At 69.5% G+C, this 18,086-nt stretch carries 16 protein-coding genes; 7 read left to right on the top strand and 9 right to left on the bottom strand.

From position 1 onward, the window contains the following. Window positions 1-10: 10 nt before the first annotated feature. The gene (locus DEH84_RS01670) at window positions 11-1,732 is read left to right on the top strand and encodes an AMP-binding protein (RefSeq protein WP_109034158.1); all 1,722 of its coding nucleotides are present in this window, start codon (window positions 11-13) and stop codon (window positions 1,730-1,732) included. A gap of 77 nt (window positions 1,733-1,809) precedes the next feature. Here DEH84_RS01670 and DEH84_RS01665 read toward each other — a convergent pair whose 3' ends face one another. Further along, entirely contained in the window at window positions 1,810-2,793 is a 984-nt protein-coding gene (locus tag DEH84_RS01665) for an alpha/beta hydrolase (RefSeq protein ID WP_109034156.1), read from the bottom strand. Between the two features lie 29 nt (window positions 2,794-2,822). After that, window positions 2,823-3,665 carry an SDR family NAD(P)-dependent oxidoreductase gene (locus tag DEH84_RS01660; protein WP_109034154.1) on the bottom strand — a complete coding sequence of 281 codons (843 nt, stop codon included), beginning with the start codon at window positions 3,663-3,665 and terminating at the stop codon, window positions 2,823-2,825. A 223-nt stretch (window positions 3,666-3,888) separates the two neighbouring features. On the opposite strand from DEH84_RS01660, the gene DEH84_RS01655 reads away from it, so the two are divergent. Further along, window positions 3,889-4,611 carry a TetR/AcrR family transcriptional regulator gene (locus DEH84_RS01655; protein WP_109034152.1) on the top strand — a complete coding sequence of 241 codons (723 nt, stop codon included), beginning with the start codon at window positions 3,889-3,891 and terminating at the stop codon, window positions 4,609-4,611. Window positions 4,612-4,633: 22 nt separating this feature from the next. Here the strand turns inward: DEH84_RS01655 and ybaK are convergent, their stop codons facing one another. Together ybaK and DEH84_RS19280 are read right to left on the bottom strand one after the other, a co-directional pair. Beyond that, window positions 4,634-5,122 (bottom strand): Cys-tRNA(Pro) deacylase, encoded by a 489-nt coding sequence (ybaK, locus tag DEH84_RS01650; protein ID WP_109034150.1) that lies wholly within the window; start codon window positions 5,120-5,122, stop codon window positions 4,634-4,636. Continuing rightward, window positions 5,056-5,799 carry a helix-turn-helix domain-containing protein gene (locus DEH84_RS19280; protein ID WP_218929745.1) on the bottom strand — a complete coding sequence of 248 codons (744 nt, stop codon included), beginning with the start codon at window positions 5,797-5,799 and terminating at the stop codon, window positions 5,056-5,058. Before DEH84_RS19280 ends, ybaK begins: the two co-directional genes overlap by 67 nt. 204 nt (window positions 5,800-6,003) lie before the next feature. On the opposite strand from DEH84_RS19280, the gene DEH84_RS01640 reads away from it, so the two are divergent. Further along, complete coding sequence (locus DEH84_RS01640) at window positions 6,004-7,035, top strand: patatin-like phospholipase family protein (RefSeq protein WP_109034147.1); 1,032 nt, start codon at window positions 6,004-6,006, stop codon at window positions 7,033-7,035. 62 nt (window positions 7,036-7,097) lie between these two features. On the opposite strand, the gene lipA is transcribed toward DEH84_RS01640, so the two are convergent. The 4 genes from lipA to DEH84_RS01620 all read right to left on the bottom strand — a co-directional run bounded on the left by lipA (window position 7,098) and on the right by DEH84_RS01620 (window position 11,390). Beyond that, window positions 7,098-8,114 (bottom strand): lipoyl synthase, encoded by a 1,017-nt coding sequence (lipA, locus tag DEH84_RS01635; RefSeq protein WP_109034145.1) that lies wholly within the window; start codon window positions 8,112-8,114, stop codon window positions 7,098-7,100. Window positions 8,115-8,276: 162 nt separating this feature from the next. Further along, on the bottom strand, window positions 8,277-8,906 hold the full coding sequence (gene lipB / locus DEH84_RS01630) for a lipoyl(octanoyl) transferase LipB (protein WP_245932730.1): 630 nt from the start codon (window positions 8,904-8,906) through the stop codon (window positions 8,277-8,279). Between the two features lie 117 nt (window positions 8,907-9,023). After that, window positions 9,024-10,160, bottom strand: coding sequence for a DNA-processing protein DprA (gene dprA / locus DEH84_RS01625; protein ID WP_342755626.1), 1,137 nt, complete (start codon window positions 10,158-10,160; stop codon window positions 9,024-9,026). 111 nt (window positions 10,161-10,271) lie between these two features. Beyond that, a complete protein-coding gene (locus DEH84_RS01620) occupies window positions 10,272-11,390 on the bottom strand; it encodes a LysM peptidoglycan-binding domain-containing protein (RefSeq protein ID WP_109038142.1) in 1,119 nt (372 codons plus the stop codon). Between the two features lie 299 nt (window positions 11,391-11,689). Here DEH84_RS01620 and def point away from each other — a divergent pair, with 299 nt between their 5' ends. The 4 genes from def to DEH84_RS01600 all read left to right on the top strand — a co-directional run bounded on the left by def (window position 11,690) and on the right by DEH84_RS01600 (window position 17,501). Next, window positions 11,690-12,205, top strand: a complete 516-nt coding sequence (gene def, locus DEH84_RS01615; protein WP_109034141.1) for a peptide deformylase — start codon at window positions 11,690-11,692, stop codon at window positions 12,203-12,205. A 5-nt stretch (window positions 12,206-12,210) separates the two neighbouring features. After that, a complete protein-coding gene (gene fmt, locus DEH84_RS01610; protein ID WP_109038141.1) occupies window positions 12,211-13,167 on the top strand; it encodes a methionyl-tRNA formyltransferase in 957 nt (318 codons plus the stop codon). A gap of 79 nt (window positions 13,168-13,246) precedes the next feature. Next, complete coding sequence (gene htpX, locus DEH84_RS01605; RefSeq protein ID WP_109034139.1) at window positions 13,247-14,098, top strand: zinc metalloprotease HtpX; 852 nt, start codon at window positions 13,247-13,249, stop codon at window positions 14,096-14,098. 97 nt (window positions 14,099-14,195) lie between these two features. Further along, window positions 14,196-17,501 carry a bifunctional diguanylate cyclase/phosphodiesterase gene (locus DEH84_RS01600; RefSeq protein ID WP_109034137.1) on the top strand — a complete coding sequence of 1,102 codons (3,306 nt, stop codon included), beginning with the start codon at window positions 14,196-14,198 and terminating at the stop codon, window positions 17,499-17,501. 18 nt (window positions 17,502-17,519) lie between these two features. Here the strand turns inward: DEH84_RS01600 and DEH84_RS01595 are convergent, their stop codons facing one another. Next, a complete protein-coding gene (locus DEH84_RS01595) occupies window positions 17,520-18,086 on the bottom strand; it encodes a TMEM165/GDT1 family protein (RefSeq protein WP_109034134.1) in 567 nt (188 codons plus the stop codon).

The raw sequence follows: 18,086 nt of genomic DNA, 5'->3' as shown, positions 1-18,086 counted from the left end.
GAAGCGTGTCATGACCAACGTCAAACCCTGGTTGAAGCAGTACGAACCCGGCGTCCCGGCCACGATCGATCCGGACAGCCACCCCTCGCTGGTGTCGCTGCTCGATGCCGCCTTCCGCGCGCACGCGGGCACGGACATGATGGCCTATCTGGGCTCGCGCTGGACCTTCGCCGAGGTCGACGCCCTGTCGCGGCAACTGGCCGCCTGGCTGCAGGCCCGCAAGCTCTCGAAAGGCGCCCGCGTCGCCGTGATGATGCCCAACATCCCGCACTACGCCGTGGCCATTGCCGGCATCCTGCGGGCGGGTCACGTGGTGGTCAACGTCAACCCGATGTACACGCCGCGCGAACTGGAACACCAGCTCAACGATGCCGAGGTCGAAGCCCTCATCGTGCTCGAGTACTTCGGCCCGACGGTGCAGGAAGTGATCGACCGCACGCCCGTCAAGCACCTTCTGCTGGCTTCGCTGGGCGACGTGTTTGGTGCGATCAAGGGCCCCTGGATCACGTACAAGTCGCGCAATGTGGACAAGCACGTGATCGATTTCAAGCTGCCGTCCAGCAGCCGGCTGCAGGTCACCCCGTTCAAGCAGGCGCTGGCCGAAGGCAAGGGCCTGCCCTTCACCCCGCCGCCCCTGACCGGCAGCGATGTGGCCTTCCTGCAGTACACCGGCGGCACCACCGGCGTGTCGAAGGGCGCCACGCTCACGCACCGCAACCTGGTGGCCAACATCCTGCAGTGCGAGGCCTGGTTCAAGCCCGAGCTCGACAAGGTGCAGGGCCAGCTGGTCAACGTGGTGGCCCTGCCGCTGTACCACGTGTTCGCGCTGACGGTGTGCTACTTCCTGAGCGCACGCATGGGCACGCTGAACGTGATGATCGACAACGCCCGCAACGTCGGCAAGCTGATCGAGACGCTCAAGAAGTTCAAGATCACCCAGTTCCCCGCGGTCAACACGCTCTACAACGCGCTGGTCGAAGAGCCCGATTTCGAGCAGCTCGACTTCTCGCGCCTGAAGGTGTGCAACGGCGGCGGCATGGCCGTGCAGCAGGCCACCGCAGAGGCCTGGCAGCGCATCACGGGCGTGCCCATCGTCGAAGGCTATGGCCTGTCGGAGACCTCGCCCGTGGTGACCGTCAACCGGCTCGACAACCGCCAGTACAACGGCGCCATCGGCTATCCGCTGCCCTCCACCGAGGTCGCGCTGCTCGATGAACAGGGCCAGCCCGTGGCCCAGGGCGAAGCCGGCGAGATCGCCGTGCGCGGCCCGCAGGTGATGGCCGGCTACTGGAAGCGCCCCGAAGAGACCGCCAGGGTGATGACGGCCGACGGCTTCTTCCGCACCGGCGACATCGGGGTGATGGCGGCAGACGGTCTCATCAAGATCGTGGACCGCAAGAAGGACATGATCCTGGTGTCGGGCTTCAATGTGTACCCCAACGAGATCGAGCAGGTGGTGAGCCTGCACCCTGGCGTGACCGAGTGCTGTGCCATCGGCGTGCCGGACGAACGCTCCGGCGAGGCCGTCAAGCTGTTCGTGGTGCGCAAGGACTACAGCCTGTCCGAGGACGACGTCGCCGCCTACTGCAAGGAGCAGCTCACGGGCTACAAGCGGCCCAAGTACATCGAGTTCCGCGAAGACCTGCCGATGAGCAACGTCGGCAAGATCCTGCGCAAGGACCTGCGCGACGAGGAACTGGCTGCGATGGCGCGCCGCAAGAAGGTGGCCTGAGCAGCACACGCGCTCACCGGAACGCAAAAGGCCACCCGCGAGGGTGGCCTTTTTTTGGCGATGCGAACCGAAGGCCTTCAGGCGCCCCAATGCTGCTTCAGGAACGCCGCCTGACGGGCCAGCGCCTGCGTGGCGCTCGGCATCATGCCGGCGTGGATCTGGAACACATGCCAGCGGTCCTGATAGATCTCGAGCTCCACATGGCGGTCGAAGCGCTTCGCCGCATGCAGCAGCCACACCGAATCGTCGTGCAGCACTTCGATCTCACCGACCTGCACCAGCGTGGGCGGCAGCGTGCTCAGGTCCTGACGCTTCGGAAAGGCCAGCGGATGGTCGTGCTGCGGGCGATACCAGGCAAAGCCCTGCATGCCCCACTCGATGTTGATCATCGGGTCGCGCTTCTTGTACTTCTTGACGCTGTCGCTGTTGAGCCGGGCGTCGAACGCCGGCGACATCATCACCAGGCACTTGGGCGTGGGCAGCCCCTCGCGCTCCAGCGCCTTGAACACCAGCAAGGTCAGCGTGCCGCCCGCCGAGTCGCCCGCCACCGCGATGTGCTCCGGCCGGTAGCCGCGCTGCAGCAAGTCCTTGAAACCCGTCACCGCGTCTTCGATCTGCGCCGGAAAGGGGTGCTCGGGCACACGGCGGTAATGAATGGCCAGCACCTCGCAGTCGGCCATGCGGCTCAGGCGCGAGGTGATGCTGCGGTGGCTGCGCGGGCTGCCGGCACAGAAGGCGCCGCCATGGAGGTACAGCAGCGCGTGCCGCGGCTTGGGGTTGGCCTTGGGCGTGATGCGCTCGGCGGCCATCGCGCCCAGCTTCACGTGCTCGACGCGCACGCCGCCACCCGGCGGCATCAGCACCGACAGCGTGTGCAGCACCGCGCGCTGCAGGCCCACCGGCATCGGCGGCTTGATGACCGGCTTGAAGAAGGTGCGCAGGCTGGTGCGCATCATGGCGGCGACGATGCGCTCGCGGGCCCCGGGCACCGGCGCATAGGTGCGCTGGATGGGGCCTTCGGGACGGGACGAGGCGTGAGGGGTCTTCATGACGGCAGACATGGGGGCACTCCGGGGGGCGGACACCGGGCTCAGCCCAGCATGCTCTTCTTGGCAAAGAAGGTGGTGAGGGGCTGGTAGGCGCTGCCCAGCAGCCGCACCAGCTTGTCGAGGAACTTGGCGTCCATCCCGACCAGCACGCGTCGCTCGTTGCGCTCGACCGCCTTCAGGATCTGCAACGCCGCGCTTTCGGCGCTGGTGGCATTGAGCAGCTTGTCGAACTTGGCGCGGGCCACCTCCGACTTGCCGCCGGTGGCCTTGTCGATGCTGGCGTCCATCTTGGCATCGCGGGCGATGTTGGTGCGGATGCCGCCCGGGTGCACGCAGGTGGCGCTCACGCCGCACTTCATCATGTCGAGCTCCTGACGCAGCGCCTCGGTGTAGCCGCGCACGGCGAACTTGCTGGCGTTGTAGGTGCCCTGGGTGGGCGTGGCCAACAGGCCGAACAGGCTGGAGGTGTTGACGATGTGCCCCTCACCCGCGCGCTTGAGGTGCGGCAGGAAGGCCTGCGTGCCGTTGACGACGCCCCAGAAGTTGATGCCCATGATCCATTCGAAGTCCTTGCGGCTCACGCTCTCGCAAAAGGCGCCCAGCGCCACGCCCGCGTTGTTGAAGACCACATTGACCTTGCCGTGGGTGCGGGCCGTGTCGTCGGCCCACGCCGTCATCGCCTCGAAGTCGGCCACGTTGACCTTGGCCGTGGTCACTTTGACGCCGAGGGCCGCCGCCATCGACGCCGTCTCGGCCAGACCGCGCTCGTTCACGTCGCTCAGCGACAGGTGGCAGCCGCGGCGCGCCAGCTCGAGCGCCAGCGTGCGTCCCATGCCCGATGCTGCGCCTGTGATGGCGGCGACCTTGTTGCGGAAGTCCTTCATGTACGGTGTGCCTGGTGGTGTGAGGGTGGAGCAAAAACAGCCTGAGCGCAGCCCTTCCGGCGCGGCGGACGGCAGTCAGAGCACATCCGTATGCACACGGGAGGCAGCGAAGTCGCCCCGACGTGCCATACTTTTGGGCACTGCACCGCAGTCATCGCGTGCGCACCGGCATCGGTGTCGCGCCGGATTTGACAACGATCAATCTCAAAAATAGTATTTGACAATGGCCGTTTCCAGAAATCGGGTTAACCCTGACCCCCCCTCCACCGCGGGGACGTCAGGCCGGCGTTATGGCGGCGTCGATTCCGAAGAGCGCCAGCGCCAGCGGCGGGCCCGCCTGATCGAGGCCGCCCTGGCCGTGTTCGGCGACCAGGGCTACCACCAGTCCACCGTGCGCGACGTCTGCAAGCAGGCGCAGCTCACCTCGCGCTACTTCTATGAGTCGTTCGACGGGATGGAAGACCTCTTCCGAGCGGTTTACGCGGAAGTGAGCCGGGACCTGATGCAGGCCACCGTGATGGCGCTTGCGCGCAGCGAGCCCGAACCCGACAAGCTGGCCGAAGCCGCCCTGCGCGCCTTCTTCGAGTTCATCCGCGACGACCCGCGGCGGGCCCGCGTGGCGCTGATCGATGCACTGAACGTAGGCGGCGAAATGCAGACCGCCTTCGACAAGGCGCAGGAGGACTTCGCGCTGCTCATCCAGGGTTTCATGACGCAGATGTTCCCGCGGCTGCCCGAAGCCGGGCTCAATCACCACACCCTGGCTCAGGGGCTGGTGGGCTCGAACACCCGCATCGCAACCAAGTGGGTGGCCGACCGCTGCCGCGCCCCCCTGGAAGACGTGCTGCGCAACACCTTCTCGCTGTTCCAGGCGGCCATCCTGTACGCGCGCGACGTCGAAGCCCGGCTGCCACCGCTCGAGGCGCGGCAGAGTCAGTCGGCCTGACGCACGCCGGTACGGGGCAGGATCAGATCGCGCACTGCACCGGGCGCGCGCCCAGCACGGTCTCCAGCACGGCAGGCGCCAGGCCCACCAGAAAGCCGCGGCGCCCGCCGTTGATGAGGATGCGCTCCAGCGCCAGCACGCTGGCTTCCACATAGACCGGCAGGGCCTTGCGCGTGCCGAAGGGCGAGGTCCCGCCCACCAGGTAGCCGCTGTGGCGCTGCGCCACCTCGGGCTTGCAGGGCTGCACCGACTTCACGCCGATCGCGCGGGCCAGATTCTTGGTGCTGACCTGGCGATCGCCATGCATCAGGACCACCAGCGGATCCCCGCGCTCGTCTTCCATCACCAGCGTCTTGATGACCTGGTGTTCGGGCCAGCCGAGCTGGCGTGCGGATTCGGCCGTGCCGCCGTGGTCGACGTAGTCGTAGGCGTGCTCGGTGTAGCTCACGCCATGAGCCTTGAGCCACTGGGTGGCAGGGGTTTCGCTGACATGGGGGGTCTTGCGGGCCATGAGGGCGAGTCTACGTCGACTGCCGCGCCGTGGCCGAGCCGCGCATACAGGTTCATCACCGCCAGATGCAGTTCGCGGAAGTCGACCGGGCGACTGAAGACGCCGTCGGCGCCGGCCTCGCGCGCGGCCGTCCAGTGCCCCATGTGGTAGCTGGGCAGCAGCAGCAGGAGGCCACAGTCGGTGGCACGGCGCAGGGCAACAACCGGCTCGAATGCGCCCTCATCCCACGCAAACACCGGCGGACACAGCGACATCAGCACCACGTCGGTGGCGGCCGGTGCGCCGTCGTGCAGCAACTCCGCCACCCCCGGGTGCTCCTGAGCCGGGATGCCACGGCGCCGCAGCGCCTGGAGCAGCCCGCGCCGCGCCGTGGCGTCGGTGTCGACCACGTGGGCCTGCAGAGGCCGCACCAGCCGGGCGCCCATGCCCGGGGCGGCCGAAGCCGGCACACCCAGGAAGTGCCGCACCAGTTGAACCGGCGAGGCCGCGCCCAGCCGCTGCATCGCCTCCCGGCGGTAGACCTTCACGGTGGCGACACTGAGCCCCAGGCGCTCGGCCACCTCGGCATTCGTCAATCCCTGCGCCACCAGGGCCCCCACCGCGAACTGACGGGGCGTCAGGGCCGTGCCCACGCCCGCGCCGCCGGGCACCCCAAGTTGCTTCGAACTGGCTGGCATGGCCACCCCTGATCCCGTTCTGGTTTGTCGTCATGGCGCACCCGGAAACAAGCAGTGCGATGACCGCATGATAACTGTCGGCACGGTGACATTAAAGGATTCCGGACGTCTCCTCCCCCCTTTCAAGTGCCTGATCACACCCAAGGGGATAGGGCCGCCGACCCGCCCCTCCGGCCAGAATGGGGGAAGGAGATCCCACGCCGCATGGCCAGCACCACACGCCACCGCAAGCAGATCAAACTGGCGCTCCAGGGAGGGGGCGCCCACGGCGCCTTCACCTGGGGGGTGCTCGACCGCCTGCTGGAAGATGAACGCCTCGAAATCGAGGCCGTCAGCGGGGCCAGTGCCGGCGCCATGAACGCGGCGGTTCTGGCAGATGGCTTGCACGCGGGAGGCCGAGCCGGCGCGCGCGAAGCCCTGCGCCGGTTCTGGACCGCCGTGGGCCGGGCCGCCCCGGGTGGATGGCTGCACGCCATCACGGGCGACCAGGCCGCGCCCCTGCCCATCCAGTGGATGGCGGGCTGGATGTCGCTGTGGTCGCCCCGCCAGTACCTGCCGGGCACGCACACGCTGGGGGAGATCGTTCGCGCCAGCGTCGACTTCGACCGGGTCCGCGCCTGCAACAAGGTGCGGGTGTACGTGTCGGCCACCCACGTGCGCACGGGTGAACTCAAGCTCTTCCGGCAGGACGAACTGAGCGTCGACGTCCTGCTGGCCTCGGCGTGTCTGCCCCTGCTGTTCGGCTCGGTAACGGTGGACGGAGAGGCCTACTGGGACGGCGGCTTCGTGGGCAACCCGCCCCTGCTGCCTCTGGTGGCCGAGGGCGGCAGCGACGACCTGATGCTGGTGCAGATCAACCCGTCGAACCGCCAGGCGCTGCCGGTGACCCAGCAGCAGATCATGGACCGCACCAACGAGATCACCTTCAACAGCGCGCTGCTCAAGGACCTGCGCACGCTGGCTCTGGTCCAGGCGGCGCTGCAGGAGGAAAAGGCGGACGGCGCCGGTCCACCGCGACGGGCGACGCTGTTCCAGCGGATCGGCGCGTTGCGCCTGCATCGCATCGACACCGAGAAGGACCGGGTCAGTCTGGACGCGAGCAGCAAGCTGCAGGCCGGCTGGCCGCACCTGCTGCGCCTGCACGGCGTCGGTCGTCTCGCGGCGGACGCCTGGCTGCAGGACAACTTTGCCCACCTGGGCCGCCGCCCCACCGTGCCCTTGTCCGACTACACCTGATTTTCAGGAGGCCCCCGGGGGACCGGATCGTGGCCCGCGCCGGACGCCCCGGCGCAGCCGACTCAGGCGCCGTCGACCGCCACACCGGCCTGCAGAGCCTGCTGGTCGGCGTGGTAGCTCGAGCGCACCATGGCCCCCACCGCGGCGTGGGTGAAGCCCATCTCGCGGGCGGCCTGCTCGTAGGCCTTGAAGGTGTCCGGGTGCACGTAGCGGCGCACCGGCAGGTGGTGGCCCGATGGCGCCAGGTACTGTCCGATCGTGATCATGTCGATGTCGTGCGCGCGCATGTCGCGCATCACCTGATAGACCTCGTCGTCGGTCTCGCCCAGGCCGACCATGATGCCGCTCTTGGTCGGCACGTCGGGGTGCAGCGCCTTGAACTTCTTGAGCAGGTTCAGGCTGAACTGGTAGTCCGAGCCCGGGCGCGCTTCCTTGTACAGGCGCGGCGCCGTCTCGAGGTTGTGGTTCATCACGTCGGGCGGCGCGGCCTTGAGGATCTCGAGCGCACGGTCGTCGCGACCGCGGAAGTCGGGCACGAGGATCTCGATGCGCGTGGCTGGCGACTGTTCGCGGACCTGCTTGATGCACTCGACGAAATGGCCGGCGCCACCGTCGCGCAGGTCATCGCGGTCGACCGAGGTGATCACCACGTACTTGAGCTTCAGGGCCGCAATCGCCTTGGCCAGATTGGCCGGCTCGTTGACGTCGAGCGGATCGGGGCGGCCGTGGCCCACGTCGCAGAACGGGCAGCGGCGCGTGCACTTGTCGCCCATGATCATGAACGTGGCCGTGCCGTGCCCGAAGCATTCACCGATGTTGGGGCACGAGGCCTCTTCGCACACCGTGTGCAGCTTGTGCTCGCGCAGGATGTCCTTGATCTCGTAGAAGCGCGTGGTGGGCGAGCCCGCCTTCACGCGGATCCAGTCCGGCTTCTTCAGCACCTCGCCGGCGGGCACCACCTTGATGGGGATGCGGGCCGTCTTGGCCTGGGCCTTCTGCTTGGCCGTGGGGTCGTAGGCGGGCTGGCCGGCTGCGGGGGTGTCGGGAGCCGGGGCGGACGGGGTGCGTTCAGTGGTCATGGCGCGGGGTCTGGGTGGCGGGGCTGCCGGAGCGACCGCCAGGACGCCGGATAGGCGCCCTGCGGCCAACAGTGGCCACATGGGTGACGCGGCCAGCCGGGACTGTAGCCGATCTGCCCGCTGCCCGGGCGCCGAAGGGCTGCTGCGGGCCCCGCGCGGCGCTCAGGGTGCGAGACGTTGCACGAGTTGCGCGGCCAGCACCGCCGCGGCCTCCGCCGGGTCCACCTGCACGCCCAGCGACGCCAGATCGACCGTGGCCAGCCCGGCATAGCCGCAGGGGTTGATGCGCTGGAAGGGCGCCAGGTCCATGGCCACATTGAGCGACACGCCGTGGTAAGTGCAGTGCCGCGTCACCTTGATGCCGAGCGCCGCCACCTTGCCGAGGCCCTTGAACGGATCGCGCGGGTCGACCGGCGTGGTGAGGGCCGCATGCGAGAAGGGGTCGTTGAGCCGCACGTAGATGCCCGGTGCACTGGCCACGCGGTGGCCGGTCACACCGAAGTGCATCAGTGTGCGAATGACGGCCTCTTCGATGCGGTAGACGTACTCCTTGACGAAGTAGCCCCGGCGCCGCAGATCGAGCAGCGGGTAGGCCACCACCTGACCCGGGCCATGGAACGTGACCTGCCCGCCGCGGTTGGTCTGCACGACCGGGATGTGGCCCGCGCCCTCTGGGTTGAGCAGCACGTGCTCGGGCTTGCCCGCCAGGCCCTGGGTGAAGACGGGCGGGTGCTGGCACAGCCAGATCTCGTCGGGCGTGTCGGGCGTGCGGGCCTCGGTGAAGGCCTGCATGGCGGCGTAGGTGGGCGCATAGTCGACCCGGCCGAGGTCGCGCACCAGCGTGGAAGGGAAGGATTCGGGCGTGCTCACGGCCCCGTTTGTATCACCGCCCGGCGCGCCCCGCGGCGATCAGGCCCGGGCGACCCGCTGGAACAGCTGGCCCGGCAGTCGGGCCACGTGGCCGTCGAGTTCGAGCTCCAGCAGGCGGGCCCCCAGTTCGGCCGGCCCCCAGCCGGTGCGTGCGCACAGGGCCTCCTGGCTGACCGGGTCGTGGCCCATGGCGGCCAGCAGGGGGTCGACCGGTGCATCGGCCTCGTCCGCGGTCGCCGCACCGCGGGCCTGAACGAGGTCCGCCAGCAGCTGCACCGGGCGCTGCAGCTGCAGCTCCTCCAGCACGTCCTGCGCCGTCTCGACCAGCCGCGCACCCTGCTTGATCAGCGCGTGGCAGCCGCGCGCCTGCGGGGCATGGATGGAGCCCGGAATGGCGAGCACCTCGCGCCCCAGCTCAGTGGCCAGCCGGGCCGTGATCAGCGAGCCGGATTGCACGGCCGCCTCGACCACCAGCGTGCCGCGCGACAGCGCCGCCACCAGGCGGTTGCGCTTGGGAAAGTGCGCGGCCAGCGGCGGCGTGCCGGGCACGAACTCACTGAGCAGCAGGCCGTGTTCGGCGATGCGCGCCGCCAGGCCGGCATGGGCTTTGGGGTAGACCACATCAGGCCCGGTGCCCACCACCGCGATGGTGCCCCCACCGGCCCGCGGCTGCCGCGCCTGCCCTTCCAGCGCGCCGACATGCGCCGCCCCATCGATGCCCCGCGCCAGGCCGGACACCACCACGACGCCCACCTCGCTGAAGGCCGCAGAGAACGCCTGGGCGTGGTCCGCGCCCTGCGGCGTGGGATGGCGGCTGCCGACCACCGCCACGGCGGGCCGCTGCAGCAACGTCAGGTCGCCCTGGGCAAACAGCAGGATGGGCGGATCGGCCAGATCCAGCAGCGCCACGGGGTAGCGCGGGTCGGCCAGGCTCAGCACGTGGTGGCGCGGGCTTTCGGCCAGCCAGGCCGCGGTGCGTTCCAGCACGACGGACAGGTCGGGCGGCGGGGTGCCCAGGTTGGCGGCTTCACGCGCCGAAACCAGCGTGGCGAGGGCCGACGGCGTCGCCGCAAAAATGGCCTGCGGCGAGCCGAAGGCGGCCAGCAGACGGCGCGCCAGCAAGGGCCCCACGCGGGGGCTCAGCAACAGGCGCAGCCAGGCGCCGAGTTCATCCATGTCCATCCCTGAGGCGGCCCGAAGGGGCCGGTGAGGCGCTCGGCCAGGCCGCCCTCGCCTCTGTCGGGCGATGGGGCGGTGGCCGCGCTAGGTGAGATCCGCGCAGCCGGATCAGGGCTGCGTGAAGCGGTCGCCCACGCGAACGGCGTCCTGCGCGCGCATGATCAGCGCGTACGACATGCGGTCGAACACGCGGAACACGAACAGCAGGCCCTGCCGTTCATCGGGCAGCTTCATGTCGGGCTTGTCGGGCAGGGTCATGTCGCGCACGACGCGGCCATCGCGCCACAGCGCCAGCACGTGGCCGCGCTCCAGACCGTCGCGGGTGCCGCGGTTCAGCGACACGATCTGGTACTGGCCCGCCGCCAGCGCGTCGCCGTAGATCGACACGATGGAGCCGGTGAGCGGCTGGGCGGGCGGGTGCGGCACGAGGTTGTCGAACTCGCGCGGCGGCACCGGAGCCAGCCGGTCGCCCACCGAGGCTTCCTGGCGGATGGTGTTGACGGTGAAGGTGGACGGGATGACAAGCGGCTTGCCGTCGGCGCCCGTGCCCTCGGCGCCTTCGCGCTGCAGCGTGAGCGTGCCGACGTACTGCGCCTCGTAGCCCAGCACGTCCTTGGTGACCGGGTCGCGCAGCGGCTTGGGTTCGCGGAACAGGCGCCACTCGCGGCGGTCGCCGATGTCGCCACGCACATAGGCGGTTTCACCGCGCGACAGCATCACGCGGCCTTCCTGCGTGGCCACGACACGCGGCGAGGTCAGCAGCTGCTGGCTGTCTTCCAGGAGGATGGCCTCGTTGAAGAAGGATTCGAGCAGGTGCATCGGCACCGCGGCGATCGCATCGTAGAGGCTGCCTTCGCGCACGCGGGGCGTGAGCTTGACGTCACCCGACGCACCCAGCGGCTGGCCCACCCGCAGCACGGCACGGCCGTTGCGCTTGTCGAGGTAGAGCACCTGGCCCGGGAAGATGAGGTGCGGGTTGCGGATCTGCTGCAGGTTCATGCCCCACAGCTCGGGCCAGCGCCACGGCGACTTGAGGAAGATCGAGGCGATGTCCCAGAGGGTGTCGCCACGCTTGACGGTGTGGCTGTCCGGCGCGTTGGGCGCCAGCTCGGACAGCGGCACGCCGGCTTCGGCGACCTTCTGGGCCGTGGCCTTCTGCTGCGGTGTGATGGGGAGATTGGGCTCGGCGCCGGCCTGGTGGGCGCCCAAGGCGAACAGGGCCAGCATGGCAGCGCGGGCCACAGGGACGGCCAGCCGGCGGGCGTTGCCTGACACCAGGACGCCTGCCTGCCCCCGGGGCAGCGATTGCTCGGTCATGAAATCGGTCTCCGAAAACCGCCGAAGGGATTTCATCCAGCAAGGACTCCCCGGATTCGGCAAAATCTGGTCAGTGATCGGACGATTCTGCCCGCAAAAACCGGGCGGTCGCAACGAAAATTGCCCTGTGTTACGGCCGGATACCCGCCCCTGGGCGAAGCCGTCGTTGCGCTGCATCCACATTCATCTCCCTGATTCCACACGCTGCCATGGCCCTGCTGCCCATTCTTCACTTCCCCGACCCCCGTCTGCACACGGTCGCCAAGCCTGTGGCCCAGGTCGATGACCGCATCCGCCGGCTCGTGGACGACATGCTGGAAACGATGTACGACGCCAAGGGGGTGGGCCTGGCCGCCACGCAGATCGACGTGCACGAGCGCGTGGTGGTGATCGACACCAGCGAGGAGCGCAACCAGCCCATGGTGTTGATCAACCCGGAAATCATCTGGGCCAGCGACGAGATGATCGTGTGGGAAGAAGGCTGCCTGTCGGTGCCGACCATCTACGACAAGGTCGACCGCCATGCCCGCGTGCGCGTGCGCGCCACCAACCGCGACGGCGAGGTCTACGAATTCGACGCCGACGAGCTGCTGGCCGTGTGCGTGCAGCACGAACTGGATCACCTGAAGGGCAAGGTGTTCGTCGAATACCTGTCGCCACTCAAGCGCAACCGCATCAAGACCAAGCTGATCAAGCGCGCCCGCGACGAGCAGCACACCGCATGAGTGCGCTGAAGGTTGCGTTCGCGGGCACGCCGGAGTTCGCCCGCGAAGCCCTGGCTGCCATCCTGGCCGCCGGGTACACCGTGCCGCTGGTGCTGACCCAGCCCGATCGGCCGGCCGGCCGCGGCATGAAATTGCAGGCTTCGGCCGTGAAGCAGCTGGCGTTGGAGCACGGCATTGCCGTGGCACAGCCGCACAGCCTGAGGCTCGACGGCAAGTACCCCGACGAGGCCGCAGCCGCGCGGGAGGCCCTGTTGGCCGCCGCCCCGGACGTGATGGTGGTGGCCGCCTATGGCCTGATCCTGCCGCAGTGGGTGCTTGACCTGCCGCGCCTGGGTTGCCTGAACATCCACGGCTCGCTGCTGCCGCGCTGGCGGGGGGCCGCGCCCATCCACCGGGCCATCGAAGCGGGCGACGCCGAAACCGGCATCACCATCATGCAGATGGACGCAGGCCTCGATACCGGCGACATGCTGCTGATGGCCCCAGACGCGATCGGGCCGGATGACACGACCGCCGCACTGCACGACCGCCTGGCCGCGCTGGGCGGTCGTTTGATCGTCGAGGCACTGGCCCGGGTCGATGGCGGCGGGCTGACCCGCACGCCGCAGCCGGCCGACGGCGTGACCTACGCGCACAAGATCGAGAAGGCCGAGGCCGCCATCGACTGGCGCCTGCCGGCCACCACGCTCGCACGCCGGGTGCGCGCCTTCGATCCCTTCCCGGGCTGCACCTTCACGTTGCCGGGTGCGGCCAAGGGCGCCGACACCGTCAAGGTGTGGGCGGCCAGTGTGGTGCCGGCCAGCGGCCAGCCTGGCGAGGTGCTGCACGCCCAGGGCGACACCCTGGTCGTGGGCTGCGGCGAGCAGGCGCTGGCCCTGCATACGCTGCAGAAACCGGGCGGCAAGCGGGTCGGTGCGCGTGAATTTCTGCAAAGCACGACCCTGCCCGCCACACTGGCTTGAACCGCGCGGCACCATCCGCATCTAACGGTCTGTCACCATGGGGTGACGTCGTTTTCACGGACCAAGGAGGGTCCTCCAGATGTTCAACATGATGAAAACCGCCATCCTGATGGCGGCGATCACCGCCCTCTTCATGGCCATCGGCGCCATGATGGGCGGCCGCGCCGGGATGATGATGGCCCTGGTCGTGGCGCTGGGCATGAACTTCTTCAGCTACTGGTTCTCCGACAAGATGGTGCTGAAGATGTACAACGCGCGGGAGGTCGACGAGACCTCGGCGCCGCGCTTCTACGGCATGGTGCGCGAGCTGGCGCAGCGCGCCCAGATGCCGATGCCCAAGGTCTACCTGATCGACGAGCAGGCCCCCAACGCGTTCGCCACCGGCCGCAACCCGGAGCACGCGGCCGTGGCGGCCACGACCGGCATCCTCAATGTGCTGACCGAGCGCGAGCTGCGCGGCGTGATGGCGCACGAACTGGCCCACGTCAAGCACCGCGACATCCTGATCAGCACCGTGAGCGCGACCATGGCCGGCGCCATCTCGATGCTGGCGAACTTCGCGGTCTTCTTTGGTGGGCGCGATGAGGACGGCCGCCCGGTCAACCCGATTGCGGGCATTGCCGTGGCCATCCTGGCGCCGCTGGCCGCCAGTCTGATCCAGATGGCCATCAGCCGGGCGCGCGAGTTCGAGGCCGACCGGGGCGGCGCCGAGATCAGCGGTGACCCGGCCGCACTGGCCAGCGCACTCGACAAGATCCACCGCTATGCGCAGGGCATCCCGCTGCACGCCGCCGAGGCCCACCCGGAGACGGCGCAGATGATGATCATGAACCCGCTGTCGGGTGGTGGTCTGCGTGGGCTGTTCTCGACGCACCCTGCCACCGAAGAGCGCATCGCGCGCCTGATGGCGCTGGCCCGCCAGGGCCGCTGAGCCACACAGGCGCCCGGGGTCAAGCCGGCGGGCTGACAGCCGATATCCTCCTGAGCCGTGCCGCGACCCCGTGTCGCGGCAGGCCCGAGGACGCTGGATGCCCATCGACGACGAACACACGCCTGCCCCCCCGCTAGACAAGCCCGTTCTGGGCACCCGCGCCGCCTGGGTGGCCCTCGTGGCCGGCCTGGCCATGAGCGTGGGCGCGTGGTGGGGCGCCGCGCGCCACCTGCAGGACGAGGCCGACGCGGCTTTCCGGCGTGACGCGGCCGACGTGTCTGCGCGGCTGGACGACCAGATGACCCACCATCTGGTGATGCTCAAAGGCTTCCAGGCGCTGTTTGCGGCCTATGGCGACGCCGGCCGCGAAGCGTTTCACCGCCACTACGAGGGCCTCAACGCCGAACGCACCTACCCGGCGCTGTGGGCCGTGCATTACGCGCCCCTCGTCAGCGAAGACGACCGCCCCGCGTTCGAAGCGGCGGTGCAGGCCGACCGCACGGTGCGCCCCGATGGCCACCCGGGCTTCCACATCCGGCCGGCCGAGCCGGCACGCGCCACCTACGTGCCCATCACCTACGTCGAACCGGCCGGGCGCATCGACGCCATGCTGGGTCACGACCTGCTCGATGAGGCCGCGCGCCGACAGGCGGTGGTGCGCGCACAGCAGTCCGGCCAGATCGAAGCGGCCCCACCCCTGCAGATCCAGGGCATCACCCAGGGCAGCGGCGTGGTGGTGCGGCTGCCCGTGTACCGAGGCGGCGCGGTGCCCGGCAGCGAACCCGCTCGGCGGGCCGCCTTCCAGGGCGTGGTGTCCGGTGTGCTGGAATGCCAGACGCTGATGCGGCAGGTGGCCGGCCGGCTGGACTGGCGAGACCTGCACTGGCGCGTGGAAGACCGCGGGCCGCTGGACGGCATCCCGGACCATGACTCGGCCGACGTGCTGCCGGTGGTGTTCGACAGCGCTTCGCTGGAGGCGGCCTGGGCTGGCCCGGATGCCGTGAGCCCGGTGGACGACCGCGATCGGACCGTGCACACGCTGGGCGTGGCCGGCCGCCGCTGGGCGCTCACGTTCACGCGCCCCCCCGTGCGCCCCTTGACCGCGCCCTACCCGCTGGCGCTGCTGCTTGGGGGCGTGGCCGGCTCGGTGGGCCTGTGGTGGGCCTGGCGCAACCGCGGGCTGCGCGCGCAGCAGGCCGCCGAACTGGCCGACGAACTGAGCGCCCGCGCCACCGACAACGAGCGGCGCCTGCGCGCCATCATGGACCACACCGTCGACGGCATCATCACCGTGGCGCCGTCCGGGCGGGTGCTGAGCCTGAACGCGTCGGCGTGCCGCATGTTCGCGCGCCACGCCGACGAGGTGCTGGGCCAGCATCTGCGCCTGCTGCTGCCCGAAGCCGGGCGCCACGAACGCGGGGGGCGAGTCGAGCAGTTCCTGCAGCAGCAGTGCACCGGGATGGACGGCCTGGGGCAACGCACCGAGGGCCTGCGTGGGGCGGCCGGCAGCGCCTTCCCGCTGGAGCTCTCGGTCAGCTCGATGGTCTACAAGCAGCAGAAGCACTACATCCTGATCGTGCGGGACCTGAGCACGCAGGAGACCGCCGAGCGCGCCGTGCTCGAAGCGCAGCGGCAGCTCAACGAGGTCGACGAGATGCGCCGGGTGATCGTGCACCACGCGCCTTACGCGATCTGCGTGCTGAACGGGCAAGGCGTGATCCAGGCCATCAACCCCGCGGGCGAGCGCCTGCTGGGCCAGACCGCGATGGAGCTGGTGGGCCGCAGCACGGCCACGCGCTTCTTCGATCCCGAGCAGGTGGCCGAACGCACGCGCATGCTCGCCATGCGGATGGAGCGACCGGCCCACACCGTGAACCTGTTCAGCCACCTGGCCGACCAGAGCCCCGGCATCCCGACCGAATGGCTGCTGCGCCGGGGCGACGGGCAACCGCTGATCGCAGAACTCTCGGTGACCGAGCTGCGCAACGAGCACGACCAGCTCACGGGCTACCTCGCCATGGCGCAGGACGTGACCTCGCGCCGTGAAGCCGAAAAGCAGGTGCAGCACATGGCGCGCCACGACGCGCTGACCGGCTTGCCCAACCGCAACATGCTGCAGGAGCAGCTCAAGGTCAGCCTGGCTCAGGCCGAGCGCCACGACGGCGCGATGGCCATGATGTTCCTCGACCTCGACCGCTTCAAGAAGATCAACGACAGCCTGGGCCACCACATCGGTGACCATGTGCTGATCGAGGCGGCCCGCCGCCTGAGCACCGCGATGCGCACCTCGGACATCGTGGCGCGGCTGGGCGGCGACGAGTTCGTCGTGCTGCTCACCCAGATCGCCGAGCCGGCCGACGGCATGCGGGTGGCCGACAAGCTCATGGCCCTGTTTGCCGAACCGCTGCGGGTCGGCCCGCACGAGCTGCGCGTGACGCCCAGCATCGGCCTTGCGCTCTACCCCGAGCACGGCCGCGATGCGGTCACGCTGATGCGCCATGCCGACCTGGCCATGTACCAGGCCAAGCACGCCGGGCGCAACCGCATCCAGGTCTACAGCGACCGCATGGAGTCGCCGTCGGCCGAGTCGCTGATCCTCGAGAACGACCTCTACAAGGCCCTCGAGCGCGACGAGCTGCGCCTGCACTTCCAGCCCCAGTTCAGCTGCCGCACGGGTGCCATCACCGGCGCCGAGGCCTTGCTGCGCTGGGAGCACAAGGGCAAGCTGGTCTCGCCGGCCGAGTTCATTCCGCTGGCCGAGGAGACCGGGCTGATCGTGTCCATGGGCCGCTGGGTGCTGCGGCGCGCCTGTGCCCTGGCACAACGCTGGCGCACCGACACCGACTGGCCGCTGCGCGTCGCGGTGAACCTGTCGGCGGTGCAGCTGGATCGCCCCGACATCGTCGACGAGGTGCGCGCGGCGCTGTCCGACACCGGGCTGCCGGCCACGGCGCTGGAGCTGGAGATCACCGAAAGCGTGGTGGTGCGCGAGTCGCTGCGGGCCGCGGCGGTGTTGAACCAGTTGCGCGCGCTGGGCGTGGGCATTGCCATCGACGACTTCGGTGTCGGCTACTCCAGCTTTGCCTACCTGCGCGAACTGCCGGTCGACCGATTCAAGCTGGACCGCAGCTTCCTGAGCGCGATCCCCCAGTCACCGGGAGACAGCCGCCTGGCCGCGGCCTTGATTGCCATGGCGCACCGGCTGGAGGTCGGCATCGTGGCCGAAGGCGTGGAGACCGCCGAACAGGCCGCCTTCCTCGCCTCCCATCAGTGCGACGAGGCCCAGGGCTACTTCCTGGGGCGCCCGATGACGGAGGACGCCTTCGGGGTGCTGCTGCGTCAGCACGTGCGCACGCAGCACGAGGCGGCCGTCAGCCCGCCGGACGCCAGCCTGGCGATCTGAGACCGCGGCGCTGGCGGCTCAGAACAGCCAGAAGGTCAGCACCGCCAGCAGGGCAAACAGCAGCGCCGAGCCCCGGTGGATCCAGTCCATCGGCAGGCGCCGGGTGAGGCGGTCGCCCAGGTAGACGGCGGGCACGTTGGCCAGCAGCATGCCCGCGGTCGTGCCCGCCACCACCTGCACGAAGGCTTCGGGAAAGCGCGCCGCCAGCACCACGGTCGCGATCTGGGTCTTGTCGCCCATCTCGGCGATGAAGAACGCCACCGTCGTGGCCGCCAGCACGCCCAGGCCGGACGGCAGCCTCACCTCGTCGTCGTCCATCTTGTCGGGGATCAGCATCCACACGGCGACCGCCAGGAACGAGCCGCCCACCAGCCAGCGCAACGCGTCGGGCCCGAGCCATTGCGTCAACCACGCCCCGAGCGCCGCCGCCAGGGCGTGGTTCAGAACGGTCGCGATCAGGATGCCGATCACGATGGGCAGCGGGCGTCGGTAGCGCGCAGCCAGCATCAGGGCGAGCAACTGGGTCTTGTCGCCCATTTCGCCCAGGGCGACGGCGGTGGAGGAGAACGCGAAGGCTTCAAGCAT

The organism is Aquabacterium olei (assembly GCF_003100395.1).
GTDB classification, from domain to species: domain Bacteria; phylum Pseudomonadota; class Gammaproteobacteria; order Burkholderiales; family Burkholderiaceae_C; genus Aquabacterium; species Aquabacterium olei.
Note: the sequence above shows the minus strand (reverse complement) of the source record. Positions and strands in the feature narration are given on the sequence as shown.

Coding starts and splice junctions, on each gene's coding strand:
- lipB (WP_245932730.1), bottom strand. CDS start 8,906: ATGCAGGCCTTCACCGAGGCCCGCACGCCCGACACGCCCGACGAGATC.
- dprA (WP_342755626.1), bottom strand. CDS start 10,160: ATGGATGAACTCGGCGCCTGGCTGCGCCTGTTGCTGAGCCCCCGCGTG.
- def (WP_109034141.1), top strand. CDS start 11,690: ATGGCCCTGCTGCCCATTCTTCACTTCCCCGACCCCCGTCTGCACACG.
- DEH84_RS19280 (WP_218929745.1), bottom strand. CDS start 5,799: ATGCCAGCCAGTTCGAAGCAACTTGGGGTGCCCGGCGGCGCGGGCGTG.
- ybaK (WP_109034150.1), bottom strand. CDS start 5,122: ATGGCCCGCAAGACCCCCCATGTCAGCGAAACCCCTGCCACCCAGTGG.
- DEH84_RS01665 (WP_109034156.1), bottom strand. CDS start 2,793: ATGTCTGCCGTCATGAAGACCCCTCACGCCTCGTCCCGTCCCGAAGGC.
- DEH84_RS01660 (WP_109034154.1), bottom strand. CDS start 3,665: ATGAAGGACTTCCGCAACAAGGTCGCCGCCATCACAGGCGCAGCATCG.
- DEH84_RS01670 (WP_109034158.1), top strand. CDS start 11: ATGACCAACGTCAAACCCTGGTTGAAGCAGTACGAACCCGGCGTCCCG.
- lipA (WP_109034145.1), bottom strand. CDS start 8,114: ATGACCACTGAACGCACCCCGTCCGCCCCGGCTCCCGACACCCCCGCA.
- DEH84_RS01640 (WP_109034147.1), top strand. CDS start 6,004: ATGGCCAGCACCACACGCCACCGCAAGCAGATCAAACTGGCGCTCCAG.
- DEH84_RS01620 (WP_109038142.1), bottom strand. CDS start 11,390: ATGCTGGCCCTGTTCGCCTTGGGCGCCCACCAGGCCGGCGCCGAGCCC.
- DEH84_RS01655 (WP_109034152.1), top strand. CDS start 3,889: ATGGCCGTTTCCAGAAATCGGGTTAACCCTGACCCCCCCTCCACCGCG.
- DEH84_RS01600 (WP_109034137.1), top strand. CDS start 14,196: ATGCCCATCGACGACGAACACACGCCTGCCCCCCCGCTAGACAAGCCC.
- htpX (WP_109034139.1), top strand. CDS start 13,247: ATGTTCAACATGATGAAAACCGCCATCCTGATGGCGGCGATCACCGCC.
- DEH84_RS01595 (WP_109034134.1), bottom strand. CDS start 18,086: ATGCTTGAAGCCTTCGCGTTCTCCTCCACCGCCGTCGCCCTGGGCGAA.